Annotated in this window: 22 protein-coding genes and 1 pseudogene; 14 read left to right on the top strand and 9 right to left on the bottom strand. The window is 67.3% G+C overall.

What is annotated here, in order from left to right:
* Positions 1 to 42: 42 nt before the first annotated feature.
* From F1D05_RS03900 to F1D05_RS03880, 6 genes are read left to right on the top strand one after another with little or no spacing between them, the layout of a single operon-like run.
* The gene (locus F1D05_RS03900; protein ID WP_185446041.1) at positions 43 to 996 is read left to right on the top strand and encodes an ABC transporter permease; all 954 of its coding nucleotides are present in this window, start codon (positions 43 to 45) and stop codon (positions 994 to 996) included.
* The gene (locus F1D05_RS03895; RefSeq protein WP_185446040.1) at positions 996 to 1877 is read left to right on the top strand and encodes an ABC transporter permease; all 882 of its coding nucleotides are present in this window, start codon (positions 996 to 998) and stop codon (positions 1875 to 1877) included. The genes F1D05_RS03900 and F1D05_RS03895 overlap by 1 nt, the downstream gene beginning before the upstream one ends.
* Positions 1874 to 2863 (top strand): ABC transporter ATP-binding protein, encoded by a 990-nt coding sequence (locus F1D05_RS03890; protein WP_185446039.1) that lies wholly within the window; start codon positions 1874 to 1876, stop codon positions 2861 to 2863. The genes F1D05_RS03895 and F1D05_RS03890 overlap by 4 nt, the downstream gene beginning before the upstream one ends.
* On the top strand, positions 2860 to 3705 hold the full coding sequence (locus F1D05_RS03885) for an ATP-binding cassette domain-containing protein (protein ID WP_246486402.1): 846 nt from the start codon (positions 2860 to 2862) through the stop codon (positions 3703 to 3705). The genes F1D05_RS03890 and F1D05_RS03885 overlap by 4 nt, the downstream gene beginning before the upstream one ends.
* Entirely contained in the window at positions 3692 to 3913 is a 222-nt protein-coding gene (locus F1D05_RS39680) for an oligopeptide/dipeptide ABC transporter ATP-binding protein (protein ID WP_246486401.1), read from the top strand. The genes F1D05_RS03885 and F1D05_RS39680 overlap by 14 nt, the downstream gene beginning before the upstream one ends.
* Entirely contained in the window at positions 3910 to 5682 is a 1773-nt protein-coding gene (locus F1D05_RS03880; protein WP_185446038.1) for a gamma-glutamyltransferase family protein, read from the top strand. The genes F1D05_RS39680 and F1D05_RS03880 overlap by 4 nt, the downstream gene beginning before the upstream one ends.
* Here the strand turns inward: F1D05_RS03880 and F1D05_RS03875 are convergent.
* The gene (locus tag F1D05_RS03875) at positions 5679 to 6332 is read right to left on the bottom strand and encodes a GntR family transcriptional regulator (RefSeq protein ID WP_185446037.1); all 654 of its coding nucleotides are present in this window, start codon (positions 6330 to 6332) and stop codon (positions 5679 to 5681) included. The genes F1D05_RS03880 and F1D05_RS03875 overlap by 4 nt on opposite strands.
* Before the next feature lie 124 nt (positions 6333 to 6456).
* On the opposite strand from F1D05_RS03875, the gene F1D05_RS03870 reads away from it, so the two are divergent.
* The gene (locus tag F1D05_RS03870) at positions 6457 to 7329 is read left to right on the top strand and encodes a GNAT family N-acetyltransferase (protein WP_185446036.1); all 873 of its coding nucleotides are present in this window, start codon (positions 6457 to 6459) and stop codon (positions 7327 to 7329) included.
* On the opposite strand, the gene F1D05_RS03865 is transcribed toward F1D05_RS03870, so the two are convergent.
* Positions 7326 to 9113 carry a M1 family metallopeptidase gene (locus F1D05_RS03865; protein ID WP_185446035.1) on the bottom strand — a complete coding sequence of 596 codons (1788 nt, stop codon included), beginning with the start codon at positions 9111 to 9113 and terminating at the stop codon, positions 7326 to 7328. The two genes, F1D05_RS03870 and F1D05_RS03865, sit on opposite strands and share 4 nt — an antisense overlap.
* Positions 9114 to 9299: 186 nt before the next feature.
* Here F1D05_RS03865 and F1D05_RS03860 point away from each other — a divergent pair, with 186 nt between their 5' ends.
* Positions 9300 to 10874: an adenylate/guanylate cyclase domain-containing protein gene (locus F1D05_RS03860; protein ID WP_185446034.1), complete on the top strand. Its 1575-nt coding sequence runs from the start codon at positions 9300 to 9302 to the stop codon at positions 10872 to 10874.
* On the opposite strand, the gene F1D05_RS03855 is transcribed toward F1D05_RS03860, so the two are convergent.
* The gene (locus F1D05_RS03855) at positions 10863 to 11906 is read right to left on the bottom strand and encodes a LacI family DNA-binding transcriptional regulator (RefSeq protein ID WP_246486400.1); all 1044 of its coding nucleotides are present in this window, start codon (positions 11904 to 11906) and stop codon (positions 10863 to 10865) included. The two genes, F1D05_RS03860 and F1D05_RS03855, sit on opposite strands and share 12 nt — an antisense overlap.
* 195 nt (positions 11907 to 12101) lie before the next feature.
* On the opposite strand from F1D05_RS03855, the gene F1D05_RS03850 reads away from it, so the two are divergent.
* Genes F1D05_RS03850 through F1D05_RS03830 form a run of 5 tightly spaced genes read left to right on the top strand, consistent with a single transcriptional unit; the run spans position 12102 to position 17014 of the window.
* Positions 12102 to 13331, top strand: coding sequence for a sugar ABC transporter substrate-binding protein (locus F1D05_RS03850; protein WP_185446032.1), 1230 nt, complete (start codon positions 12102 to 12104; stop codon positions 13329 to 13331).
* A 5-nt stretch (positions 13332 to 13336) separates the two neighbouring features.
* The gene (locus tag F1D05_RS03845; RefSeq protein WP_185446031.1) at positions 13337 to 14296 is read left to right on the top strand and encodes a carbohydrate ABC transporter permease; all 960 of its coding nucleotides are present in this window, start codon (positions 13337 to 13339) and stop codon (positions 14294 to 14296) included.
* A 10-nt stretch (positions 14297 to 14306) separates the two neighbouring features.
* A complete protein-coding gene (locus F1D05_RS03840) occupies positions 14307 to 15134 on the top strand; it encodes a carbohydrate ABC transporter permease (RefSeq protein ID WP_185446030.1) in 828 nt (275 codons plus the stop codon).
* 22 nt (positions 15135 to 15156) lie between these two features.
* Entirely contained in the window at positions 15157 to 15933 is a 777-nt protein-coding gene (locus tag F1D05_RS03835) for a ThuA domain-containing protein (RefSeq protein WP_185446029.1), read from the top strand.
* Positions 15926 to 17014: a Gfo/Idh/MocA family protein gene (locus tag F1D05_RS03830; RefSeq protein ID WP_185446028.1), complete on the top strand. Its 1089-nt coding sequence runs from the start codon at positions 15926 to 15928 to the stop codon at positions 17012 to 17014. The genes F1D05_RS03835 and F1D05_RS03830 overlap by 8 nt, the downstream gene beginning before the upstream one ends.
* Here F1D05_RS03830 and F1D05_RS03825 read toward each other — a convergent pair.
* From F1D05_RS03825 to F1D05_RS03810, 4 genes are all read right to left on the bottom strand, one after another.
* Positions 17011 to 17763, bottom strand: coding sequence for an SDR family oxidoreductase (locus F1D05_RS03825; RefSeq protein ID WP_185446027.1), 753 nt, complete (start codon positions 17761 to 17763; stop codon positions 17011 to 17013). The two genes, F1D05_RS03830 and F1D05_RS03825, sit on opposite strands and share 4 nt — an antisense overlap.
* 62 nt (positions 17764 to 17825) lie before the next feature.
* A complete protein-coding gene (locus F1D05_RS03820) occupies positions 17826 to 19307 on the bottom strand; it encodes a hypothetical protein (protein ID WP_206686068.1) in 1482 nt (493 codons plus the stop codon).
* A 41-nt stretch (positions 19308 to 19348) separates the two neighbouring features.
* A complete protein-coding gene (locus F1D05_RS03815; RefSeq protein ID WP_185446025.1) occupies positions 19349 to 19684 on the bottom strand; it encodes a helix-turn-helix domain-containing protein in 336 nt (111 codons plus the stop codon).
* A complete protein-coding gene (locus tag F1D05_RS03810; protein ID WP_206686067.1) occupies positions 19681 to 20214 on the bottom strand; it encodes a tyrosine-type recombinase/integrase in 534 nt (177 codons plus the stop codon). The genes F1D05_RS03815 and F1D05_RS03810 overlap by 4 nt, the downstream gene beginning before the upstream one ends.
* Between F1D05_RS03810 and F1D05_RS42795 the strand changes: the two are divergent.
* A pseudogene (locus tag F1D05_RS42795) lies at positions 20141 to 21841 on the top strand (Tn3 family transposase). The gene F1D05_RS03810 and the pseudogene F1D05_RS42795 overlap by 74 nt on opposite strands.
* 26 nt (positions 21842 to 21867) lie before the next feature.
* Here the strand turns inward: F1D05_RS42795 and F1D05_RS03795 are convergent.
* Together F1D05_RS03795 and F1D05_RS03790 are read right to left on the bottom strand one after the other, a co-directional pair.
* Positions 21868 to 22752 carry a recombinase family protein gene (locus tag F1D05_RS03795; RefSeq protein WP_185446024.1) on the bottom strand — a complete coding sequence of 295 codons (885 nt, stop codon included), beginning with the start codon at positions 22750 to 22752 and terminating at the stop codon, positions 21868 to 21870.
* A gap of 1179 nt (positions 22753 to 23931) precedes the next feature.
* Positions 23932 to 24318, bottom strand: a complete 387-nt coding sequence (locus tag F1D05_RS03790; RefSeq protein ID WP_185446023.1) for a hypothetical protein — start codon at positions 24316 to 24318, stop codon at positions 23932 to 23934.
* Between the last annotated feature and the right edge of the window lie 5 nt (positions 24319 to 24323).

The following is a 24323-nucleotide window of genomic DNA, read 5'->3' as shown; positions in this document are numbered from 1 at the left end:
CACCTGGCAGCGGCAATTCATGAAGGCCGGAGGAAGGACTCGATGAAGCGCTATCTCCTGCACCGCCTCTGGCAGTCGCTCGTCACGTTGCTGCTGGCAACGATCGTCGTGTTCCTCGGGGTGCGAGCGCTCCCCGGCGATCCGGCGTTGGCGCTCGCAGGCGAGGACCGCGACCCCGAGTCGCTCCGGGCGATCAGGGAGCAGTACGGCCTGGACGACTCCGTGCTGGTCCAGTTCTGGCGGTTCGTCAGCCATGCTGCCCGGGGCGATCTCGGAGTCTCGATCAGAACGGGAGAGAGCGTTTCCTCGATGCTGAAGAGCGCTCTCCCCGTGACGATGGAGCTGTCCCTGCTGGCGATCGCCATCGCGGGCGTGATCGGTGTCGGGACCGGCGTGGTCGCCGCCGTACAGCGCGGACGCCCAGCCGAGTGGGCAGCCAACGCGCTGGCGCTGCTCGGCCTGTCCGTCCCGAACTTCTGGCTCGGCCTGATGGCGATCCTCTACCTCTCGGTCGCCCTCGGCCTGTTCCCCGCGTCAGGATTCGTGCCCTTCTTCAGTGACCCGATCGGCAACCTCCACCACCTGGTACTGCCGGCCCTCATCCTCGGCACCGGCCTCGCCGCGGTCATCATGCGCCAGACACGATCATCGATGCTGGACGCACTATCGGCCGACTACATCCGCACAGCCGAAGCCAAAGGCCTGCCGCGGCGCGCAGTGATCGGCCGCCACGCACTGCGCAACAGCCTGATCGTGGTCATCACGATCGTCGGGCTCCAACTCGGCGCACTCATCTCAGGCGCCGTCGTGACCGAGCGGATCTTCGCGCTGCCGGGATTCGGCAAGCTCACCGTCGATGCCGTCTTCCAGCGCGACTACCCGGTGATCCAGGCGGTCGTCCTGGTCACCGCGACGGCGTACATCGTGATCAACCTGCTGGTCGACCTGCTGTACTCCGTCATCGATCCCCGCATCCGGGTCAGGGGTGAGTCCTGATGGCCGTCGCCGATGTCACCGTCACAACCGCCGGTACGCCGTCGCGCCGGCGGAAGGTTCTTCGCCGGATGCTGCGCAATCCGCTCGCCATCACCGGGCTGATCGTCCTCGCGACCGCGATCCTCACAGCCGTCTTCGCCAACTGGCTGGCCCCACACGAACCGACCCAGACCCATCTCGACCGTGCCTTCGCGCCACCCGGGACGGTCGGCTACCTGCTCGGCACCGATGACCTGGGCCGCGATGTCCTGTCGCGGATCATGTTCGGCCTCCGCGCCTCCCTGCACGTCGGACTGCTGGCCGTCGCGACCTCGCTGGTGATCGGCGTACCGCTCGGTCTGATGGCCGGCTACTTCCGCGCGATCGACGCACTCATCTCCCGGCTCACCGATCTCGTCCTCGCCTTCCCGTTCCTGATCCTGGCAGTCGGCCTGGCGGCGATCCGCGGGGCGAGCCTCGGCAACGCGGCGATCGCGATCGGCATCGCGCAGATCCCGGGAGTGATCCGGATCGTCCGGTCGGAAACCCTGAGACTCAAATCGCTCGACTTCGTCGCCGCCGCGATCGTCGAGGGCGCCAGCGACCTCTGGGTCCTCGGCCGGCACATCCTCCCCAACGCCGCCTCGGTGATCATCGTGCAGGCCACCGTCGCGCTCCCGGCCGCGATCCTGGGCGAGGCCGTGCTCTCGTTCCTGGGTCTCGGCATCCAGCCACCCGCGCCAAGCCTCGGCACGATGCTCTCCGACGCGCAGCAGTTCGCGTCGCGTGCACCCTGGGCCGCGGTGATGCCCGGCCTCGCGATCATGCTGCTCACGTTGGCGTTCAACATCGTCGGCGACAGCCTGCGCGACGCCGTCGACCCGAAGGCGAGCCGCCGATGACAACCCCAGTCATTACCACCACGCCCGTACTACGGGTCCGCGGCCTCTCGGTGTCGTTTCGGACAGAGGACGGACCGGTGTCGGCAGTGGACCAGGTCGACCTCGAAGTGCGCGACGGCGAAGTACTGGCCGTAGTCGGTGAGTCAGGGTGCGGCAAGAGCGTCACCGCGATGAGCCTGGCCGGTCTACTCCCCCGCAGTGCAACCGTCGACGGCTCTGTCCAGCTGGACGGCACAGAGCTGGTCGGTGCGGACAAGCGCACTCTCCGCTCCATCCGTGGCCGCGAGATCGCGTACATCTTCCAGGAGCCGATGACCTCGCTGAACCCGGTCTTCACCGTCGGCTACCAGATCAGCGAAGTACTGCGCGTCCACATCGGCCTGTCCCGTACGGCGGCCCGCGCGCGTTGCGTAGAGCTGCTCAAGCTCGTCGGCATCTCGTCGGCCGAGCGCCGGGTCGACGACTACCCGCACCAGCTCTCCGGTGGCATGCGGCAACGAGTGATGATCGCCATGGCGGTCGCGTGCGATCCGAAGGTCCTGATCGCGGACGAGCCGACCACTGCACTCGACGTGACGATCCAGGCCGGCATCCTCGACGTACTGCGGAACCTGCGCGAGCGCCTCGGTACCAGCGTCGTCCTGATCACCCACGACCTCGGCGTAGTCGCGGACCTCGCAGACCGGGTCGCTGTCATGTACGCGGGCCGCATAGTCGAGACAGCAGGCGTGGACGACCTGTTCGCCCGCCCACAACACCCTTACACAGCAGGGCTCCTGGCAGCGTCGCCCGCAGCAGGCAGACACGCGGGTACTCACCGCCTGAGCGAGATCCCCGGCCTGGTCCCGTCCTTAGCCACGCAGCCTGACGCCTGCACCTTCGCCGACCGCTGCCCGCGCGCACTAGACACCTGTACTACGACGCAGCCGCGGCTGACCGCCGGCGCCCACCAGGTGGCGTGCTGGAACCCAGTGGAGGCCTCATGAACGCGCTGGAGCCCGAAGTGAATGCACTGGAGCACGAAGTGAGTGACCTGGAGCGCGGTGTGAATGCACTGGAGCTCGAAGACCTCGTCATGCACTTCGGGCCGGTCCGTGCGGTCGACGGGGTTTCACTACAGATCCGGCAAGGGACCGTGGTCGCTCTGGTCGGCGAGAGCGGTTCCGGGAAGTCCACTGTCGGCCGCTGCATCGTGCGCCTGCTCGAACCGACCGGCGGCACGGTCCGCCTCGCAGACGTCGACATCACCCACCTCAGCCGGCGGCAACTCCGCCCGCATCGGCGAAACGTGTCGATCGTCTTCCAGGACCCCGCGGGCTCACTCGACCCGCGCTTCTCGGTCGGCGACATCGTCAGTGAGCCCCTACGACTGATGCGGCGCCCCAACAGCCGCGCTGCCGTCGCCGAAGCCCTCAGACGGGTCGGTCTCCGCCCGGAAGTCGCACAGCGCGCGCCACACGAGTTGTCCGGCGGCCAGCGGCAGCGGGTCAGCATCGCCCGCGCACTGATCTCCGAACCCCGGCTACTGGTCGCAGACGAACCAACCAGCGCGCTGGACGTCTCAGTGCAGGCCTCTGTCCTCAACCTGCTCGCCGACCTGCAACGGGATCTCGGCTTCGCCTGCCTGTTCATCACTCACGATCTCTCAGCGGTCGAGTACCTCGCAGACGAGGTCGCAGTGATGTACCTGGGACAGCTCGTCGAGCAAGGCCCGCGCGAGCGGATCTTCGGCGTACCAGCTCATCCCTATACGCAGGCGTTGTTGTCAGCCGCTCCCGTGCCGGACCCGGCGGCACAGCGAGGGCGCCGGCCCGGTGCTGCTCGGTGACGACCTGCCGTCGGCGATAGACCCGCCGTCGGGCTGCCGGTTCCACACCCGCTGCCCGGTGGCGGTGGACAGATGCCGGACGGTGGTACCGGAGTCCCGCGTCATCGGAGAGGGTGGACACCGGGTCGCCTGCCATCTGGTCAACGACGACGGCACCGGACCCGACGTACGCGAACAACCTGATCTCAGCAGAGGAGTCGCTTCATGACCTTCACCACCCGGCCCACCTTGCGCGGCACGTTCGGGATGGTCTCGTCGACGCACTGGCTCGCGTCGCAGTCGGCGATGCGGATCCTGGAGCTCGGGGGCAATGCCTTCGACGCCGCCGCAACGGCCGGGTTCGTGCTGCACGTCGTCGAACCACACCTGAACGGCCCGGGCGGGGAGGTCCCCGCGATCATCGCCACAGCTGCCGACCCCACACCGCGAGTGCTCTGTGGACAGGGCGTCGCACCTGCAGGCGCCACGATCGAGCACTACCGCTCCCTCGGGCTGTCGCTGATCCCCGGCTCCGGCCCGCTGGCAGCAACAGTGCCAGGTGCTGTCGACGCGTGGCTGTTGTTGCTGCGCGACCACGGCAGTCTGCCGCTGCGCACTGTTCTCGAGCCGGCGATCGGTTATGCGCGCAACGGTCATCCGCTGGTGGCTCGTGTCGGCGGCACTGTCACCACGGTGCAGGAGTTGTTCACCGAGCACTGGCCGACTTCGGCGGCGCTCTGGTTGCAGGACGGTCAGCCGCCTCGCGCCAACAAGCTCTTCCGCAACACGGCGTACGCCGACACGCTAGAGCGGCTCCTGGTCGCTGCCGAAGGCGCTGGGCCGGACCGGGAGGTCCAGGTCGAGCGGGCTCGACGTACGTGGCGCGAAGGGTTCGTCGCCGAGGCGGTCGACAAGTTCTCCCGGCTGCCGCATCGCGACTCCAGCGGTTCGGACCATGCCGGTCTCATCACCGGCGCGGATATGGCGGCGTACCGGGCGAGCTGGGAGGAGCCGGCCACGCTCGACTGGCATGGGCACACAGTCGCCAAGACAGGACCGTGGGGACAAGGACCGGCCCTGCTGCAGTCGCTCGCCGTACTGGCCGAGCTGGGCGACCCAGCAGACCTGGATTTAAACAGCGCGGACGCCGTGCACACCACCGTCGAGGTCATGAAGTTGTCGTACGCCGACCGCGAGGCCTGGTACGGCGATGGCGTGGACGTGCCACTCAAGACGCTCCTCTCCCCCGCGTACGCCGCCGAGAGAGCGTCTCTGATCGGAGAGAGCGCTACCAGAGATCTCCGACCGGGCCACCCCGATGGCAGAGTCGCAACCCTGCCATCGGTTGCTGTGGGCAACTATGAGCTGGATCCGACGACCGGTGAGCCAACGGTGTCGTCCGACGGCGCGACGCGTGGTGACACCTGCCATGTCGACGTCATCGATCAGTGGGGCAACGTCATCTCCGCGACGCCGAGCGGTGGCTGGCTGCAGTCCTCGCCGACGATCCCCGAGCTCGGATTCTGCCTGGGTAGTCGCCTGCAGATGTTCTGGCTGGAGGAAGGGCTGGCGTCCTCGCTCGCCCCGGGGCTGCGGCCTCGGACGACGCTGACACCGACGCTCGTACTGCGTGACGGTGTGCCCGTGCTCGCCTGCGGATCACCCGGTGGCGACCAGCAGGACCAGTGGCAACTGCTGTTCCTGCTGCGCCATCTGGCCGGTGGTGAGGACCTCCAGGAGGCCATCGACGCGCCCGCGTGGCACACGACTGGCTTCCCGTCGTCGTTCTACCCCCGAGCCAGCGAGCCCGGAGGCCTGGTGATCGAGGGGCGCATCGGCTCCGCAGTACTGGATGAGCTGGTACGCCGTGGGCACGCGGTGACGGAAGCCGATCCGTGGAGCCTGGGCAGGCTCTGCGCGGTCAGCCGCGAGCCGGACGGCGTACTGGCAGGCGCCGCCAACCCGCGCGGCATGCAGGGCTACGCCGTAGGACGCTAGCTGGCCTGGTCTGGCTCAAGGGCCGCTGTGGCTGCAGCTTCTACGTGTTGGCGGGCTGCCTCCACGGCGGCGGTGCGGTCACCGGCGGCGATGGATTCGACCAAGCGGATGTGCTCGACCCACGAATGCGGTGCACGCTTCGCTGCGCCGACCCGGAACACCCAGTGGACGTGGTGGTATATCGCCGACGACAAGGAGGCGAGCCACCGATTGCCGCTGATCTCGATGACGGCGACGTGGAAGGCGCTGTTCAGCTCCGCGACCTGGTCGAAGTCCTCCGCGTCGGTAGCGGCACTCGCTTTGGCCAGCAGGGCCCGCAACCGCTCGACGTCCTCAGCAGTCGCCCGTTCGGCGGCCAGCCCGGCCGCCAGCGTCTCGAGCTGTTCCCGTACTGCGAACAGATCCCGGATCGCCGTCTCGTCGAGAGTCGCCACCACCGCACCCCGGCGCGGCAAGATCTGCACGAACCCTTCGGCCTCTACCACCCGCAGCGCTTCCCGGACCGGATTCCGCGACACCCCGAAGTCGTCGGCCAGCCGGTTCTCGGTCAGCCGCTCACCCTGCGCGTAGTCGCCGTCCACGATCCGGCGCCGCAATTCGGCCAGCACCTGATCCCGCAGCGCCAGATGGTCGCCACCGATCGTCCGCATCTGTCCTCCCCCGTACTGCTCCACCCCGGGCTCCCCTCTGGCCGTTCGTCTCCGCAGCACCGTATCCGAAACCGCGCTCACTATTCGGTTGCAGCAGGATGCGCTGACTGGTTACGTTGCGAACTTGTCCATCTCAATCACGCCACTGACCGATCCCGACTATCGGCCGTTCAGCCGCCGGATCGCGTGGCTCGCGTCCGACGGTGACGGCAACCCGATCGGCTCCGCGTTCCTCCGGCTGAACAGCAAAGCGTCCTCCGCACACCTCGCCGAGCTCGAACTCGCGGTCCACCCGGCCGAGCGCCGGCACGGAATCGGGTCGGAACTGCTCGCCGTCGCGGCGGCGGCCGGCAAAGAGCACGAGGCACGGACCATGCTGGCGGATGCGACCGCCGGTTCGCCTGCCGATCACTTCCTGGCGAACCGGGGCTTCACCGTCGGACTGACCCTGATCTTCGCGCGGCTGGCGCTGACCGAGGTCTCGCTGCCGACGACCGAGCCGCCCGGATATCGCCTCGAATCGTGGTCGGGCGTCGTCTCCGACGAGCTCGTGGAGACGTACGCCGAGGCGCGGAAGGCGATGGACGACGCGCCCGTCGGCGACATCGAGTACGGCGCGGAGATCTGGGACGTCAACCGCGTCCGCCACATCGCCAAGGTCGTCGAACGGCGAGGCGAATCCCTCCTGACCGTCGCCGCCATCGAGCAGTCCACCGGCCAGATCGTCGGCTTCACCGAACTCGTCGTACCGGCTGACGGCAAGGGCGACGCCCAGCACTACGGCACGGCGGTCCTTCCCAAGCACCGCGGCCACGGTCTGGCCCTGTGGATGAAGGCCGAATCCATCCGCAGTACGAGGTCCGGCTTCCCCGACCTCACCGGCCTTCTCACCGACACCGCCGACAACAACACGGCCATGCAACGCGTCAACGCTGTCCTCGGCTACCGCGAAACCCATCGCACCCACCGCTACACCCTCGACCTCGGGGGCAGTTAGGCCACGAATCGGCCTGGCGCGAGGATCTTCTGGACGGCCGCGATGGTGATCGGGTGGTAGCCCGGGCGGGCTGACTCGAACACCTTGGCTGCGAACTCGGCCCCGGTGCCGCTGTCGACCAACGCGCGATAAACGGGCAGCACCAGCTTCATCCGGCCGACTCGGGTGAGGAAGCTCGCCATTTCGTCGTACGCCGGGGTGTAGGAACTGGCGGCGACGATCGAGTACCAGCGGCGCGCGATCTCGCCGTTCGCGGTACCGGTCAGGCCGCACTCGCGGTCCAGGTCCTGCAGTTGGTCGGCCGTCCACACGTCGGGCGCCGCATCGAGGAAGCGCAGCCACTCGTGGGTGGTCCAGCCCGTCGCGCCGGTCGGCAGGTCGCCCGCGGTCAGCCACTTCTCGCGCAGCTGGTCGACCACGGCGAATCGTGCCGAGCCGGCGCGCTTGGCGAAGGCGGGAATACCCGGCTCGTCCATCCAGGCGGCGACCTCGTCGGCGGTGACCACGCCGGGGTGCTTGTCGAGCAGGTGCTCCTCGAGATGCGCGGCGAAATCCTCCGAGTTGATGCTGCGGAACGCGAACCGGTCGAAGTACCCGCGCAGGAACGGGTCGAACACCTCGCGCGAGAACCGCGCCTCCAGCCATTCGAGGAACCACGAGCCCTTCAATGGCCCGAGCGAGGTCGTGCCGTGGTACTCCGACTTGTGGTTGAGTCCGGGCAGCTCGACGGCCTGCTCAGCCGGCGGCAGCGGATCGAGCTTCAGGACGGTCGCGTGCTGCTTGATCGCGGTCTCCATCACCGCGAGCTCCGCGCCGTACACGGCCTCGACGATCCGGTTCTCGACGTACGACGTGAAGCCTTCGTTCAGCCAGATGTCGTCCCAGCTGTCCTGCGTGACCAGGTTGCCGGACCAGCTGTGCGCCAGTTCGTGTGCGACGACCGTCACGAGGGACTTGTCGCCGATCACCACGGTCGGGGTCGCGAAGGTCATCCGCGGGTTCTCCATCCCGCCGTACGGGAATGAGGGCGGCAGCACGAGGATGTCGTAGCGCCCCCAGCGATACGGGCCGAACAGCGCCTCGGTGACGCGCATCATCTCCTCGGTGTCGGAGAACTCGGCCGCGGCCAGCTTGGCCATCTCCGGCTCGGCCCAGACACCGGACCGCTCGCCGGTCGGCTCGAAGACGAGGTCACCGGCCGCGATCGCCAACAGGTAGGAGGGGATGGGCTCGGGCATCACCACGTCGTACGAGCCCGTACGCCGGGAAGCGGTGCCGTTGTCGGCGCTCATCAGCACCATCAACTCCGGCGGCGCGGTCACGTGCGCGGCGTAGCTGAACCGGACGCTCGGAGTGTCCTGCACTGGCACCCAGCTGCGCGCGTGGATCGCCTGGGACTGGCTGAACATGTACGGAAGCACGCCGCCCGCGGTCATCGACGGCTCGAGCCACTGCAGGCCGGTCGCGGTCGGCGCGGTGCGATAGCTGACCCGGATCCGCTCTTGGGACTGCGTCCGGATCGTCAGGGCGGAACCGAGCTCCGCGGCCGGGACTGCGACGCTGTACTCCAGCGGCTCCCAGCCGTCGCCGGTCGAACCCTCGACGGCCAGCACGGTCAGATCGCGCGTATCCAGCACCAATCGGTCGCCGGGGCCACTCCAGGCGAGCGTGTGGGTGGCCGCACCGCTGAGGACCTTGGCGGCGAAGTCCAGGTCGAACTCGAGCTCGAGGTGGGTGGTGCGGACCAACGCCGGTTCGGCGTAGGAGTGGCGGTCGTGCGTCACAGCGGCTCCTGAGGCAGATGTCGTTCGCAGGACATTACCCATGGACAGGCCCGATGACGCGGCCGATTAGGGCCATGGTCATCTCCGTGCCAAAACCTGTCCAAGACTGCGTCCCCCGCGCAGGAACAGGCTCGGACCGGGCGAGGCGGTTGCGGGGACGGGTGCTGGGCGTAGCAGACTGTGAGGGTGTTGTCGGAGAGTGATGCCGAGGTGGTGTTGCAGCGGCGCCCGTTCGGCTCGTGGCTGCTGGGGCGCGCCGATCAGAGTCCGCGGATGCTGCGCTTGCGGGCCCAGTCACTGCTGACGGTCTTCTCCATCGGCACGAACGTCATCGGCGCCCTCGTGGTGGTCGTACTCGCCGTGTGGGTGCTGCCCGGTCCGGTCAGCACCCACGAGCTCGTCGTGGCCCGGTCGATCGCGATCCCGGCGTACTTCGTGGTCGCGGTGATCATCGGATCGTGGTGGAGCACGCGGCTCGGGCTCCGGGTCACCAAGTGGGTCCTCGAAGACCGCCCGGCCACCCGCCGCGAGCAGATCGCGACGCTTCAGCTCCCGCTCCGGCTGACGATGATCGAGGTGTTCCTCTGGTTGCTGGCGACGGTGGGCTTCAGCGTGCTCACGCTGGTCCTGCAACCAGACAGCGTTCTCCGCGTTCTGGTCACGACGTTCGACGGCGGCATCGTCACCTGTGCCGCCTCCTACCTGCTGACCGAGTTCGCCCTCCGCCCGATCGCAGCCCGCGCTCTTGCCGATGAGGCTCCCCCACGTCGGCTGCTGGCCGCTGGGCTGAAGGCGCGCACGGTGTTCTTCTGGGCGGTCGGATCGGGTGTCCCGGTAGTGGGGCTGATGCTGACCGCCGTACTCGCGCTGATCGAAGGCGACGTCACCGCGACCCGGCTCTCGGTGATCATCCTTGCCCTCGGCACCGTAGTACTGGTCTGCGGCTTGATCCTGACCACGCTCTCCGCGCGTTCCGTCGTCGCTCCCGTCCGTTCGGTACGGAACGCGTTGACGTTGATCGGACGCGGCGATCTGGACGTCCGCATCCCGGTCTTCGACGGCACCGAACTCGGCTCGCTCCAAGCCGGCTTCAACCGGATGGCAGCCGGCCTGCGCGAGCGGGAACGACTTCGCGATCTCTTCGGCCGGTACGTCGGACCGTCGGTGGTGCGGGAGGCCCTGACCAGTGACACTCTCGGCGGCGAGGAACGCTTCGTCGCGGTTCTGTTCGTCGACCTGACCGGCTCGACCGAGCTAGCGGCGACCCGGCCGCCCGGCGAGGTGGTCGAACTGCTGAACCGCTTCTTCGCTCTCGTCGTCGACGAGGTGGACGCGGCCGGCGGGTTCGTCAACAAGTTCGCCGGCGACGCCGTACTCGCTGTCTTCGGCGCCCCTACTGAACTACCAGACGCGGCAGGGAGCGCTCTCCAAGCCGGCCGTGCGCTGGCCCGCCGGCTCAGTGAAGAGTTGCCCGAGGCAACGGCCGGCATCGGGGTCACCGCCGGTATCGTCGTCGCAGGTACGGTCGGCGACGTCCGCCGCTACGAATACACCGTCATAGGCGACCCGGTGAACGAAGCGGCCCGCCTCACCGAAATCGCGAAGACGGTCCCCGGCCGCCTGGTCGCGTCCATGACCGCGGTAACCGAAGCCGCCCCCGCCGAAGCCGCGCATTGGCAACCCGGCAAGGAGATCACCGTCCGCGGCCGCACCCAGCCCACCCGCCTCGCTACGCCGCAAGTTCCTTCGTCAACGCCCTGATTTCACCCGTGCCTTCGGATGCGTCTTGCCGCGCCGGGGTGGGGCTATGGTGGCGCCGGGGAGGAGGTCGGCAGCTACCAGTTGCGGTGGGAGCGGGTCGGCGCCTTCCAGTTGGCGGATGAGGGCCTCGGTGCCCAGCTGACCCAGCTCGGGGCCGGGTGTTCGCATGATGGTGAGTTCGGGGTCGGACAACGCCGCGGTCTCGGGAGCCATCAGGAGCGCGAGAATCGAGATCTCCGCCGGTACGTCGTACCCGAGCCGATTGAGGCCGGAGGCGACCCCGAGTCCGGCGTACTCGTTCAGAACCAGCACGGCCGTGGTGTCCGGGTGCTCGCGCATCAGCCGCGCCGCGGCCTCCTGCCCGGCCCGGGTCGTGTCCGCGCACTCCAGCACGACGACCTGTACGCCGTACTCCGCGGCGATCCGCCGGTACGCCGCCTCTGTGCGGACGTAGGGCCCGTAGTTGTGGAAGCGCGGGTCGGTGAGGTCACCGGAGACCAGCACGAGTTTGCGGTGTCCCAGGCCGTGGAGATGGCCGATCGCGCTCTCGACGGTGGTATCGAAGTCGATGTCGACGTGCGACAGCCCCGCGAGCTCGGTGGTCCGGCCGATCATCGCGAACGGCGTCTCGGTCTTCTGCAGGATGCCGATCCGCGGATCTTCGAGCTGCACCTCCATCAGCACCACGCCGTCGACCAGTCCCTGCCCGACCAGTTCGCGAAGCTCCATGCCGTCGTTGCCGACGGGCCACAGCACTAGGTGGTAGTCCTGCTTGCGCGCCGCGTCGGCCGCACTCGTGAAGAACTCTGCGGCCGAGAAGCCGAACCGGTGATCGAGCGCCGGGTACGCCATCGCGATGATGTGCGTCCGCCGGCTGGCCAGCGCACGGGCCACGACGTTGCGGCGGTAGCCGAGCTCCGTCATGGCCTGCTCGATCCTCGCCCGGGTCGCCGCCGTCACCGGCTTGGTGTCGTTCAGCAGGAAGGAAACGGTGGCGATCGACACGCCTGCCTGACGCGCCACGTCTCGCATCGTCACCATCGAATCGGCCCCCTCTGAACTCTTGACAGCTGTGTGACCTAAGGAACATAGTCCTTCTCAACCTCAGTTAAGCGGTTTACTCCCTCGTAAACAAGTGAATGTCACTCCTTGACGGCCAGCGGTTAAGCGCTTTGCTCGGACGCTGTGAGTGGCCACCGACCACCTCCCCTGAAGGAGCGCAATGTCATGATCAGCAAGCGGATGACCGCTGCGCTGGCGGGCGCGACCACGCTGTCGCTCGTGCTGGCAGCCTGCGGCGGCAACGGCGGATCGTCGTCGACCTCGTCCGGCGACAGTGTCAAGAGTCTGTCGATCCTGGACTACTACAACAACGACCCCGACAAGGCACTGGTCCAGAAGGGCCTCGACTCCTGCGCCACCAAGCTCGGCATCACGATCCAGCGGGAGACGGTGCCTGGTGACACCTTGATCCAGAAAGTGCTGCAGCAGGCCTCGTCGAAGACGCTGCCCGACGTACTGATGCTCGACAACCCGGACGTACAGCAGATCGCCGCGACCGGCGCGCTGGCCCCTCTGAACGATCTCGGCGTCAGCGCCGACGGATTCGCGAAGGGCATCGTCGACGCGACGTCGTACGACGGGAAGCTCTACGGGCTGGCCCCGGTGGTGAACACGATCGCGTTGTTCTACAACACCCAGATGCTCGCCGACGCCGGTGTCCAGCCGCCGAAGACCTGGGACGAGCTGAAGGCTGCCGCCAAGAAGCTGACCCAACCCGGCCGCTACGGCATCGCGTTCAACGCGAACGCGACGTACGAAGGTGCCTGGCAGTTCTTGCCGGCGATGTGGACCAACGGTGGCGACGAGACCGATCTGAACACCCCGCAGGTGTCGGAGGCCCTGCAGCTGTGGGTGGATCTCGTCCAGTCAGGGTCGGCCTCGAAGAGCGTCATCAACTGGACGCAGGGCGACGCCAAGGATCAGTTCGTGGCCGGCAAGGCCGCGATGATGGTGAACGGTCCGTGGCAGATCCCGGCGTTGCAGAAGAGCCCGAACGTCAAGTGGGACGTGGTCCAGTTCCCGGTGAACAAGGCCGGGCAGACTCCGACCGCGCCGCTGGGCGGTGAAGCCTGGACGGTCCCGCTGAACAAGGACCAGGCCAAGCAGCAGAAGGCCGCCGACTTCGTGAAGTGCCTGACCTCGGACGAGAACGAGATGGCCTGGGCGAAGGCCCGGTTCACGGTGCCGACGCGGACCGCGCTGCTCGACCAGTACGTCAAGGAAGTCCCGTCGATGAAGGCCTTCACCGAGCAGGTCGTGAACGCCCGGGCCCGGACCGGCAAGCTCGGCGACAAATGGCCGGAGGCGGCCAAGGTGATCTATCAGGCGATCGCGCTGGCACTGACCGGTAAGTCCTCGGCCCAGGACGCCTTCAAGCAGGCTGCCGGCGGCTGATCGGGATGGCTCATGCGACGTTGACTCGCAACGACGCCGCGGCGTCCGGCCGGAAGCCTGCTCGCAGGCCGACCGGTCGGCGCCACCGCGGCGAGGATCTGACCAAGCTGCTGTTCGTACTGCCCGCAATCCTGGCGATGGTCGCGCTGTTCGGCTATCCGGTCGTGAAGAACCTGTTGATGAGCCTGCAGGACTACAGCCTGCGGACCTTCTTCACCGGCGAGGCACCCTGGGTCGGCCTGAAGAACTACACCACGGTCGTGAAGGACCAGCTGTTCTCGCAGGCGATGACGAACACGGCACTGTTCACCATCGGCTCGATCGCGTTCCAGTTCGCGATCGGGCTGGCGCTGGCGCTGTTCTTCCACAAGAAGTTCCCGCTCAGCGGCGTACTGCGATCGCTGCTCCTGCTGCCCTGGCTGCTGCCGTTGATCGTGTCGAGTGCGACCTGGCGCTCGATCCTCGAGCAGGACAGCGGCATCCTGAACCGCACCCTGGCCGGGCTGCACCTGATCAACGAACCGGTGCCGTGGCTGAACTCGCCGTCGGTCGCCCTGATCGTGGTGATCGGCGTGAACATCTGGATCGGCATCCCGTTCAACGTGACGCTGCTGTACTCCGGTCTGAGTGAGATCCCGGACGAGCTGTACGAGGCGGGGCAGCTGGACGGCGCCACGGGTTGGCGCGCGTTCTGGTACATCACCTGGCCGAACCTGCGCGCGGTGGCGAGTGTGCTGCTGATGCTCGGGGTCGTCTACACGATCAAGGTGCTGGACATCATCCTCGGCCTGACCGGCGGTGGACCGGCCAATGCGACCCAGACGTTGGCGACCCAGTCGTACGAGCGGTCGTTCGTCGACTTCAAGTTCGGCGAAGGCGCCGCGCTGAGCAACATCCTGATCGCGATCTCGCTGGCGTTCGCGGTCCTCTATCTGCGCGGCACCCGTCGTGCCGCCGACGAGTAGGAGTACGAGGATGAGCAAGCGGATCACCGACTCCACAGCCCGTCGGGTGACCTACACCGTGATCGGCGTACTGATCCTGGGCGTGATGCTCTTCCCGGTGTACTGGATGGTGAACGCCTCACTGCAGCCGTCCGGGAACACCTTGACCGCCGGCTTCCTGCCGCTCGACCCGACGTTCGCCGGCTACCGGCGGGCGCTCAGCGAACAGGGCGGCAACCTGGTCACCAGCATGATCATCGCGGCCGGAACCGTGGTGCTCAGCCTGGCGATCGCCACCCCGTGCGCGTACGCGCTCTCGCAATTCCGGTCCCGTTGGGTCTCGATCGGCTTGCTGGCGATCCTGATCTCGCAGATGATCCCGGGCATCGTGATCGCCAACGCGCTCTACATGGCGTACGAAAAGGTCGGGCTGCTGAACTCGATCCCCGGGCTGATCGTGGCCAACTGCAGCAGCGCCATCCCGTTCGCGATCCTGATCCTGCGCTCGTTCATGCTCTCGGTGCCGCCATCGTTGGTGGAGGCCGCGCGGGTGGACGGCGCCGGGCTGTTCCGCGCGTTCGTCGCGATCGTGCTGCCGATCAGCAAGAACTCGCTGATCACCGCGGGGTTGTTCAGCTTCCTGTTCTCCTGGAGCGACTTCCTGTTCGCGCTGACCTTGACCACCAAGGGCGGCGTCCGGCCAGTGACGCTCGGGATCTATCAGTACCTCGGCACCCAGGTACAGAACTGGAACGCGGTGATGGCGACCGCGGTCCTCTCGGCGATCCCGGCCATCGTGCTGCTGGTCGCAGCGCAGAAGTACATCGCCGCCGGCGCCATCGGCGGAGCCGTCAAGTAACCCACTTCAAAGGACTGTGAATATGACGATTCGCGTACTCGTCTGGGGCGAGAACCGGCACGAGCAGGTCGAGCCGCACGTCGCCGAGATCTACCCCGACGGCATGCACAGCACGATCGCCGCCGGGATCAGCGACAACCTCGGAGCCGAAGCGACGGTCGCCACGACGACTCTCGACGAACCCGAGCACGGCCTGACCGAGGAGGTGCTGGCGGCGACCGACGTACTGGTGTGGTGGGGGCACGCCGCGCATGGCGAAGTGGACGACAAGGTGGTCGGCCGGGTCTACCAGCACGTGCTGGCCGGGATGGGCATGGTCGTACTGCACTCCGGCCACTGGTCGAAGATCTTCGGCAAGTTGATGGGGACCTCGTGCACCCTGCGCTGGCGCAGCGAACGGGATCGCGAGCTGGTCTGGACGATCAACCCGACCCATCCGATCGCGCAAGGGGTGCCACATCCGATCGTGATCGAGCAGCAGGAGATGTACGGCGAGTTCTTCGACATCCCGGTGCCGGACGAGCTGATCTTCGTCTCGTCGTTCTCCGGCGGCGAGGTGTTCCGGTCCGGCTGCACGTTCCACCGCGGGCACGGGAAGATCTTCTACTTCTCCCCTGGCGATCAGGACTTCCCGGTATACCACCACAAGGACGTCCGCAAGGTGATCGCGAACGGCGTCGCGTGGGCCAAGACGGACCGTCCGGAGCGGGCGGTGCCGACGCTGCTGCGGTACGAGACCGGTGACTTCTTCAACGGGCACGGGTACGGCGGGCCGATCGAGGAGCCGGCGGATGCCTGAACCCTTGCGGCTCCTGCAGGTAGGCGCCGGCGGCATGGGCCAGGCCTGGCTGCGGACCATTTCCGAAAACCCCGACGTCGTCCTGGCCGGCCTGGTCGATCTGGATGTCGACGCGGCTCGGGCCGCGGCCGACGAGCACGGGTACTGCGACGTGCCGGTTGCCGCCTCGATCGACGAGTTGGCTGACTCGGCGGACGCGGTCATCGACGTCACCGTGCCGGCCGCTCATCCGAAGGTCAGCGTGGATGCCTTGCTGCGTGGGCTCCCCGTTCTCTGTGAGAAGCCGCTCGCCGAGACTGTCCGGGAGTGCCTCGCGATGGTCGCCGCATCGGAGGTGAGCGGGAAGTTGCTGATGGTGTCGCAGTCCCGCCGCTACTTCCGGGCCGGATCGGCCTTCGGGCGGCAGATGGCCGAACTGGGTGCGGTCGGGTCGCTGTCCTGCGAGTTCTTCAAGGCTCCGCACTTCAGTGGCTTCCGGGAGCGGATGGCCGAACCGCTGCTCGTCGACATGGCGATCCACCAGTTCGACCTGGCCCGCAAGCTGATCGGCTCCGAGCCGGTCTCGGTGTATTGCGAGTCGTACAACCCGGACTGGAGCTGGTTCGACGGCAACGCGGCCGCGTCCGCGATCTTCCGGTTCGCCGACGGGACGCGATTCTCGTTCACCGGGAGCTGGTGCGCGCCTGGGCTGGAGACGTCATGGAACGGTCGGTGGCGAGCAAGTGCTGCCGGCGGTACTGCGACTTGGGACGGCGACAATGCGCCTGTCGCGGAGCTCGCTTCCGGTGAGGCGTTGCCGGCTGTACTGGCGGATGACCCCGAGCAGATCGCCGGTTCGCTGGTGGAGTTCGTCGACGCGGTGCGGGCATCGACGGTCCCGCAATCCGAGGTGCATTCCAACGTGGTCAGCGTCGCGATGGTGGAGGCCGCCGTACGGTCAGCTGCCCTTGGTACGCCGGTCCACGTCGCGGACGTGATCACCGACGCCTACGCCGAGGCCTTGGCGACGGTCGAGGACGCGACGCTGCACGCCGCTCTCGAGGCCTGGCCCAACGTGCTGAAGGTGGTCGGCCTGGGTTAGCGGCCGCCGGCGACGTCTACCAGCGAGCCGGTCATGTAGGAGGCGCGGTCCGAGGCCAGGAAGGCGATCAGGGCCGCGACCTCCTCGACCTTTCCGGGCCGGCCCAGCGGTGGCGTCGTACCGATCCGTTCCAGCCGGCCTTCTTCGTGGATGTCGGTCTCGATCAGCCCGGGGCGGATCCCGACCACTCGGATCCCCTCGCTCGCGACTTCGTTCGCCAGGCCGATGGTCAACGTGTCCACGGCTGCCTTGCTGCTCGCGTAGTCGACGTACTCGTTCGCGGAGCCGAGCACCGCTCCTCGCGACGACACGTTGACGATGACGCCACCCTTGCCGCCGCGCGCGGTCGACATCCGGCGTACGGCGGCGCCTGCGACCAGGAACGCGCCGATCGTGTTGATCCGGAACACCCGGTCGAGCCTGGCCAGGTCGTAGTCGGCGACGCGGCCCGCAGGCGACACGATGCCGGCATTGTTGATCACGGCACCGATCCGCCCCAGCTCGTTGGTCACGGTCTCGAAGAGACGCTCGATGTCGTTGACCTCGGCAACGTCAGCCTGAACCGCGACTGCCCGGCGCCCGAGCGCCTCACAAGCCGCGACAACCTCGGCGGCTTCGTCGGCCTGCGTGCGGTAGCTCACCGCCACATCCCAGCCGTCCTCAGCCAGCGCAACCGCCGCACCGGCCCCGATCCCCCGGCTGCCACCCGTCACCAGCGCAACCCCACGCGCACCCACGCTCTCAGTCATCTCCCGACTCTTTCACGGCGGCCGGGCTCGCACCGGCCCGCGATACTGGTGGGCTCGCGTATTCAACTGTCGTGAGTTCGTTGTGGGGTCCAGCCGGATGGTGACTGTAGGTGGTCTCCGGCGGCGTATCGGCTCCAGGTTGCTGCGGTCTGGGTAGCCAGCTTGGCGGTGGTGACTTGGTGATAGCCGAGGGCGTCGGCGACGACGGATGCGGGCATCTCGAGGACGTGCTGGCGGATGGCTGAGGCTCGGCCGGCGACGGTGGGGATGCCGAGGCCGTTGACCTGTGCGGCGAGGGTGTCGGAGTGCATCGGCTGCCCGGCGCGGCGTCCGGGGAACAACCAGCGCGAGTCACGGTTGGTGGCGGTGTTCATGTTGTTCCGGTTCTGGATCCAGTCGAGTAGAAGAGTCGCGACAGGTCCGGGGACCGGGGACGGTGGTTGTCCGAGGCGCAGGAGAACCTGGTCGTCGTCGTGGATTACGTCGTCGATGGTGAGGCGGACCACCCGGCTGAGTGGTTGTGCGTAGAGCAAGACGATGGCGGCAGCGACCCGGGGCCGCAGCGGCAGGCTGTGGTCGGTCAGGAGGTGGCCGAGCAGGTCCACGCGTTCGTGTTGCGGGAGCGGGGCTGCTTGGCGGATCACCGCGGCGGGAAGCCGGAAGCGCCTGGTGAGTTTGCTGGCGGTGCACCACTGCAGGAAGGCCCGGACGGTGTTGCGGCTGTGCTCGTTGTGCTCGACGTGCCAGGTGTCGATGTCGACCTGGCGGCAGGTGGACAGGACGAGATCGTGCTCGCAGAGCCATTGGAGGAAGGCCGTGGCGTGCTTGATCTGGTCGCCGGCATGGCGCCGGCCGGCTGGAGTGATCGGCTTGGTCTCCGCACGGGTGCGGAGCCGCGGCAGGACTTCCCAGGTCGCGAAGCGGCGGACGACCTGGGCGTGGTCGGGGTCGGTGATGTCGGCGAGATGGTCGACCAGCCACCGTTCGAGCGAGCAGATCTGCTTGTCGATGGCAGGAAGCACGCCGCAGGCCATCAGGAGTTCCCGCAGGTGGGCGGCCGCCCGCCATGGCTGGAGGGTATGGAATGCCTCGTGGGTCAGTTCGATCTCCCCGCGGCCCAGGCGTCCCAGCAGTTCAGTAGCGGCCCCGCGCCGGGTGAGCCAGCTCAGGCCGGACCGAGGTTTGTCCATGGCGAGGAGGGAATCGGCCAATGGGACGAGTTCGGGGCGGATCCGGCCGGTGCCGTCGTCGAGGAGTTCGGCGAGCCGGTCGGCAAGGGTGCAGCGGGTGCAGAGCCGGCCACGATGCAGTTTGTCTTCGAAGCTGCAACGTGTGCAGGCAAAGGACTGTGAGAATCCTGCACAGGTGGTGCAGATCGCGGCGCCGTCGCTGGATCGGCGGCCCGGAAGTGCCCGGTCCTGACAGCAGCCGGGACAGGCCCCTCGGGCCTGCACCGCGCGGTCCGAGCAGGTCCGGCAGACGTATCCGTCCGGCCAGCTGCCGGCCTTGTTCCTGCGGCGGCCGCAGCGGCAGCACTGCGCCATGTGCCAACGTTCGTACTGTTCGTCGGTGGAGTAAGGGCGGCTCACTGTTCGGGCAGGATGCGGGCCGGGCGGGGACGAAGTTTCGCGACGGCCGGGGCCGGGGCTGCGAGATCCCCGGTGGCGGTTTTGCGGACGCCGGCGTTCTCGGCGGTGGTGGCCACCAGGTCGGCAGGAGTGCAAGACAAGATGTCGCAGAACTCGGACAGGACCTGCAGCGACAACCGCTCGGGGGTGCCGGACACGAGGCGACGGATCTGGGAGGCGGACAGGTCGACACCGCGCTCACGCAGCAGCGGCATCAGCTCGGTCGCGGTGAACACGCGATGCTCGGCCATCACGTCTCGCAGCCGCCAGGTGTAGCTGACCTTGCGCTTCATTTTTCCTTCCCAGCTTGGGACTCAAGGGCTGCGGCGACAGTGGCATCCAGCTGCCGGCGCAGGGTGCGGGTGCGGAAGTCCGAGGACACACAGGTGTAGATCGAAGTCGTCGAGGCGTGCTCGTGGCCGACCTGTTCCTGGACGAAACGTGGATCCCAGCCGTCCTCGATCAGGTGGGTGACATAGGACCTGCGGAAGGAATGGACGTCCAGCCCACTGTCTAGGCCCAGCGCCTGGCGGTAGGCGATCAGGCGGGAGTTGAGGCGCTGGCAGCCGATCCGCAGTCCACGCTCCGACGGCCAGGCCGCCGGATTCTGGTCAGTGCCGAACAGGGGGCGGACCTCGGTGCAACCGCCGACGGTCAGCGGGTGCTCGCCGCGATGCGTACCCTCCCGGAGGTGCTTGCTTACCGGTCCCGCACGTTGGCCGGGGGGCAGATCCCGGCGCGGCTGATCGATGCCGAACTGCTGCTGTGGCGAGTGGCGCCGGCTGGTGTACCGGCCGGGTCTGCCGGATGGTGTGGTCGACAAGGCGGCCTGGGTGTTTTGCGTGCTGGAGCGGTTCCACCGGGCGCTGCGCCGCCGCGACGTGTATGCGGAGACGTCGACCAGGTGGCGCGACCCGCGAGCCCAGCTGCTCGACGGGCCCGCGTGGAACGCAGCGAGACCGGCCGCGCTGAAATCACTAGGCCTGCCCGAGGACCCGGGCCAGCTGCTGGCCGGGCACGTGCGGTTACTGGATACGTCGTACCGGGAGGTCTGTGGCCGGCTGGTGGTGAACACCGCCGTCACCGTCGACGACGCGGGCCGGTTGCATGTGCAGCACATCGAGGCAATCTCGGACCCGCCGAGTCTGATCGACCTGCGCAAGCGGCTGGCCGCGATGCTACCGAGGGTGGATCTGTCGGAGGTGTTGTTGGAGGTGGCGGCGTGGCACCCACGATTCATCGAAGCGTTCACCGCGGTGTCCGGCGGCGGGACCCGGCTGGCCGACCTGCACGTCACGATCGCCGCCGTCTTGACCGCGCACGCCCTCAACATCGGATACCCGCCGGGGACGTCGTCGGGGATCGCCGCGCTGACCCGCGACCGGTTGTCCCACGTCGATCAGAACTATCTGCGCGCCGAGACCTACGCGGCCGCGAACGCGCCGCTGATCGAGGCCCAGACCCAGATCGAGCTGGCCCAGGCCTGGGGTGGCGGCCTGGTCGCGGCGATCGACGGGATGCGGTTCGTGGTCCCGATCCCCACCATCCACGCCCGCCCGAACCCGAAGTACTTCGGGCGCCGGCGCGGCGCTCAGTGGCTGAACATGGTCAACGACCAGGCCCTCGGCCTGGGCGGCAAAGTCGTGGCCGGCACCCCACGCGACTCGCTGCACACCATCGACGTGATCTACAGCCAAGACGGCGGACCGCGCCCGGAGGTGATCGTCACCGACACCGCCTCCTACACCGACGTCGTGTTCGGGCTGCTGCACCTGCTCGGGTTCTCCTACCGGCCCAGTTGGCCGATCTGCCCGACCAGAAACTGTGGCGCGTCGACCCGGCCGCGGACTACGGACCGCTGAACACCGCATCCCGCGGCAAGGTCGACCTGGGCGCGGTCCGGCGTCACTGGCCCGACATCCTGCGCGTGGTGGCCTCGATCCACACCGGCACCGTCACCGCCCACGACGCGCTGCGGGTGCTGTCCCGCGACGGCCACCCCACCCCACTCGGGTCCGCGGTCGCGGCCTACGGGCGGATCTTCAAATCCCTGCACGTGCTGTCCTACATCGACGACGAACCGTACCGGCGCGACATCAAGGCGATGCGGAACCTGCAAGAGACCCGCCACGATCTGGGCCGGCACGTTCCACGGCCAGAAAGGCGCGCTGCGGCAGAAATACCACACCGGAATGGAAGACCAACTCGGCGCGCTCGGACTGGTCCTGAACTGCATCACGCTGTGGAACACCGTCTACCTCAACACCGCCCTGGAAACCCTACGAGCCCAGGGATACCCGGTCCTCGAAGACGACGTCGCCCGGCTGTCACCGTTCATCCGCCGACACCTCAACGTCCACGGCCACTACTCCTTCCACCTCCCCGAACTGCGCGGCGGCCGCCGCCCACTGCGAGATCCCGACACCGCCGGCGACGACGAAGACTCTTGAGCGCGCCGTGCGACGAACGGTCCCAGCTACGTGGCTTGGGTGCCGTGCGTTTCGGCCAGGGCCCGGTAGAGCGAGGCGACCGAGGGCTGCTGGCCGGCGCTCTTCCCGGTGCCGATGGTGAGCTTCTGGGCGATCTCCCCGATGGGGGTGCCGCGGTCGCGCAGCGCGCGGGCGAACACGAGCATGTCGTCGTCGATGACCTTCGGGCGGCCGCCGTGGTTGCCTTTGCTCGCGGCGAGCTGTTGTCCTTCGAGGGTCTTCTCGCGGATGTAGTTGCGGTCCAGCTGGGCGGCGACCGCACACACGGCGAACAGCATGGAGCCCATGCCGTTCGGGTCGTACACGCCGGTCAACGGCCCGGCGAGCAGTTCGAGGCCGATTCCGCCGGCCTGCAGCTGAGCCGACAGCACCATCAACTCGGCCGCGTTACGGGCCAGACGCTTCATCTCGTGCACGGTGAGGATCACCGGCTGGTCCGGTGCGGCTTGTTTGATGTCGTGGGCCAGCGCGAGTGCCTTCTCCAGTTCGGGCCGGACCTTGATCCTGGTGCTGATCTTCTCGGAGAACACCCGCGTGCAGTGTGCCCGCTCCAGAGCGTCGAGCTGGGTCTGCAGCTCCTGCTGGGCTGTCGAGCAGCGGGCGTAGCCGATCCGGATCGGTACGCCGGTGCTGTCCGGCTCGGCCGAAGCGGCTTCCGGCCCCTGCACCCACGGCGTACCGGGCCGCCGGCTGGCCGGCACCGGGACAGCCAGCTCTTCACGCAGCGCAGCCACCAAGACAAACCGAGCCGTGTAGTACTTCGCGGCGGTCTTGCCACCGCGAGTGCGGCACGCGCTGCCGGGCGGTACCTCGCAGTTCGGGCACGGATGCCGCTCTACCGCGGCCGCGCCTTCGTCAGGTGTCAGATCCATCCGGAGATCGTCGCAGAACTGTTCCTCAAAACCAGGGAGTTTTGAGAGGTGTTTTGCGAATCCTGGCAGGCGCGAACCAGACCCGGATCGGCCCGGTTCGCAGTCTCACAATTGACCAATTGTGCGAACGGCGAGGGCACATACAGGCGCATCAACCCCGCGCCGCGTTTGCTCCCCCACGGTCCGGAAGGCACGCCCTGCTTAGGAGGCGCCACCAACTCCGTGAATTTCGGAGAAAACAACGAGGCCTGTCCACAACCGCAGCACGAGAACCTCCACCGTGGTCGGCTTCCTCCAGCTCACGTCCGGCGGACGATCAGCAGGCCGACGGTGTAGCACCATTGCAACAGCCAGTTTGGCGCTGCTCGAACTCCGTCTTTGCCATAGCGCATCGCGAGTGGGGTTTCAGCCCCCCAGCAGCGGTGCCACTTCTCTCCGGCTCTGATCCGCACATGGCGAGAGTTCAGATCGATGTCGTCCACTCCGCCATGAATTCGGATGTCCCTGAGTGGATTGCGAATGACCACCTCATCGTCGGTGCTACTCGCGAGTACCAGGCATAGGCCATCACGCCGACCCCCAGAGCCCCCATGATCGCGGGGACTGCCACCGCCTCGGGCGTGGTCAAGGCTTCGGCTCGCGGCCGAGGCCCCACGCAGCAGCAATGGATCATTCAGAACCCACAGCCCCGCCATCAGGACCTGGAGCACCGGTGCAGCGACCCGGTTCGTCTTGTGACGAAACGTCCGCACATCTCGCGTGTCGCTAACTGCCAAGGTCCCGTCCTTTGTTGCGCTGTTTGTAGACCCCGGCGCTGTATTCAGTCATGAGTCCACCGACACTAGCTTGGGCCTTGAAGTACGCGAACCCTCGCAGACCAAGGTTGAGCAGCAGACAGAACTCGTGGTCGAAGACCCAGTCGGCACCTGCCGGAATGTCGTCAGGTGTCACCCGATGGTATGTCTGGCCGTCGACCTGCCATACGACCTCCTCCGGTCACCAGTTCACGCTGAGGTGTTGGAAGTCGTCGGCCCACTTCTCTCCATCCGGCAGGTGGGGTCCATCCTCACCGAACGGGCCGCTTGAGCTCGGCGGCTATCTTCCCGAATAGCCACCGGAGCCACGATAACCGCTGAATCTGTATGGCAGATTCGAAATGTCGAGAATCTCGAGAAAGTATTAATCTGGCACAGTGTCTTTCTTTTTCAACAGTTCCCTAAAAACGGTATCCATGCGATCAAGAATGAATTCCTTCTGTTCCTGGTCAGCTGAAGCGGCATAGTTTTCCCACGGCAACACTGTCTCCACATAGGGCCGTCCGCCACTATCGGCCGATACGCCACGCAGGATTCGACTTGCCTTCTTGTGCAATACCAGGACTAACCATATTCGCTTCTCCGCAGAAGCAGCGCGCCACAACTGAGCGGACTCAAGCAGCTCGATCGTGGGTACCAGCTCCTCGGCCAGCGCAGTCACTCGTTCCTCCTCAGCCTGACTGAAGTAGCGCTCCCAATTTGCCTCATACTCACTACCTGCATGAATTTGCAGCCAACCATTGTCATTCATCAGAC

Source organism: Kribbella qitaiheensis, assembly GCF_014217565.1.
In the GTDB taxonomy this organism is placed as follows: domain Bacteria; phylum Actinomycetota; class Actinomycetes; order Propionibacteriales; family Kribbellaceae; genus Kribbella; species Kribbella qitaiheensis_A.
Note: the sequence above shows the minus strand (reverse complement) of the source record. Positions and strands in the feature narration are given on the sequence as shown.

What these genes read in the sequence shown, in the direction of transcription:
- F1D05_RS03835 (WP_185446029.1), top strand. Translation starts at nt 15,157, where the DNA reads ATGACGATTCGCGTACTCGTCTGGGGCGAGAACCGGCACGAGCAGGTC.
- F1D05_RS03900 (WP_185446041.1), top strand. Translation starts at nt 43, where the DNA reads ATGAAGCGCTATCTCCTGCACCGCCTCTGGCAGTCGCTCGTCACGTTG.
- F1D05_RS03830 (WP_185446028.1), top strand. Translation starts at nt 15,926, where the DNA reads ATGCCTGAACCCTTGCGGCTCCTGCAGGTAGGCGCCGGCGGCATGGGC.
- F1D05_RS03845 (WP_185446031.1), top strand. Translation starts at nt 13,337, where the DNA reads ATGGCTCATGCGACGTTGACTCGCAACGACGCCGCGGCGTCCGGCCGG.
- F1D05_RS03795 (WP_185446024.1), bottom strand. Translation starts at nt 22,752, where the DNA reads ATGGATCTGACACCTGACGAAGGCGCGGCCGCGGTAGAGCGGCATCCG.
- F1D05_RS03890 (WP_185446039.1), top strand. Translation starts at nt 1,874, where the DNA reads ATGACAACCCCAGTCATTACCACCACGCCCGTACTACGGGTCCGCGGC.
- F1D05_RS03875 (WP_185446037.1), bottom strand. Translation starts at nt 6,332, where the DNA reads ATGCGGACGATCGGTGGCGACCATCTGGCGCTGCGGGATCAGGTGCTG.
- F1D05_RS03825 (WP_185446027.1), bottom strand. Translation starts at nt 17,763, where the DNA reads ATGACTGAGAGCGTGGGTGCGCGTGGGGTTGCGCTGGTGACGGGTGGC.
- F1D05_RS03855 (WP_246486400.1), bottom strand. Translation starts at nt 11,906, where the DNA reads ATGCGAGACGTGGCGCGTCAGGCAGGCGTGTCGATCGCCACCGTTTCC.
- F1D05_RS03820 (WP_206686068.1), bottom strand. Translation starts at nt 19,307, where the DNA reads ATGGCGCAGTGCTGCCGCTGCGGCCGCCGCAGGAACAAGGCCGGCAGC.
- F1D05_RS03880 (WP_185446038.1), top strand. Translation starts at nt 3,910, where the DNA reads ATGACCTTCACCACCCGGCCCACCTTGCGCGGCACGTTCGGGATGGTC.
- F1D05_RS03790 (WP_185446023.1), bottom strand. Translation starts at nt 24,318, where the DNA reads ATGAATGACAATGGTTGGCTGCAAATTCATGCAGGTAGTGAGTATGAG.
- F1D05_RS03840 (WP_185446030.1), top strand. Translation starts at nt 14,307, where the DNA reads ATGAGCAAGCGGATCACCGACTCCACAGCCCGTCGGGTGACCTACACC.
- F1D05_RS03885 (WP_246486402.1), top strand. Translation starts at nt 2,860, where the DNA reads ATGAACGCGCTGGAGCCCGAAGTGAATGCACTGGAGCACGAAGTGAGT.
- F1D05_RS03895 (WP_185446040.1), top strand. Translation starts at nt 996, where the DNA reads ATGGCCGTCGCCGATGTCACCGTCACAACCGCCGGTACGCCGTCGCGC.
- F1D05_RS03850 (WP_185446032.1), top strand. Translation starts at nt 12,102, where the DNA reads ATGATCAGCAAGCGGATGACCGCTGCGCTGGCGGGCGCGACCACGCTG.
- F1D05_RS03815 (WP_185446025.1), bottom strand. Translation starts at nt 19,684, where the DNA reads ATGAAGCGCAAGGTCAGCTACACCTGGCGGCTGCGAGACGTGATGGCC.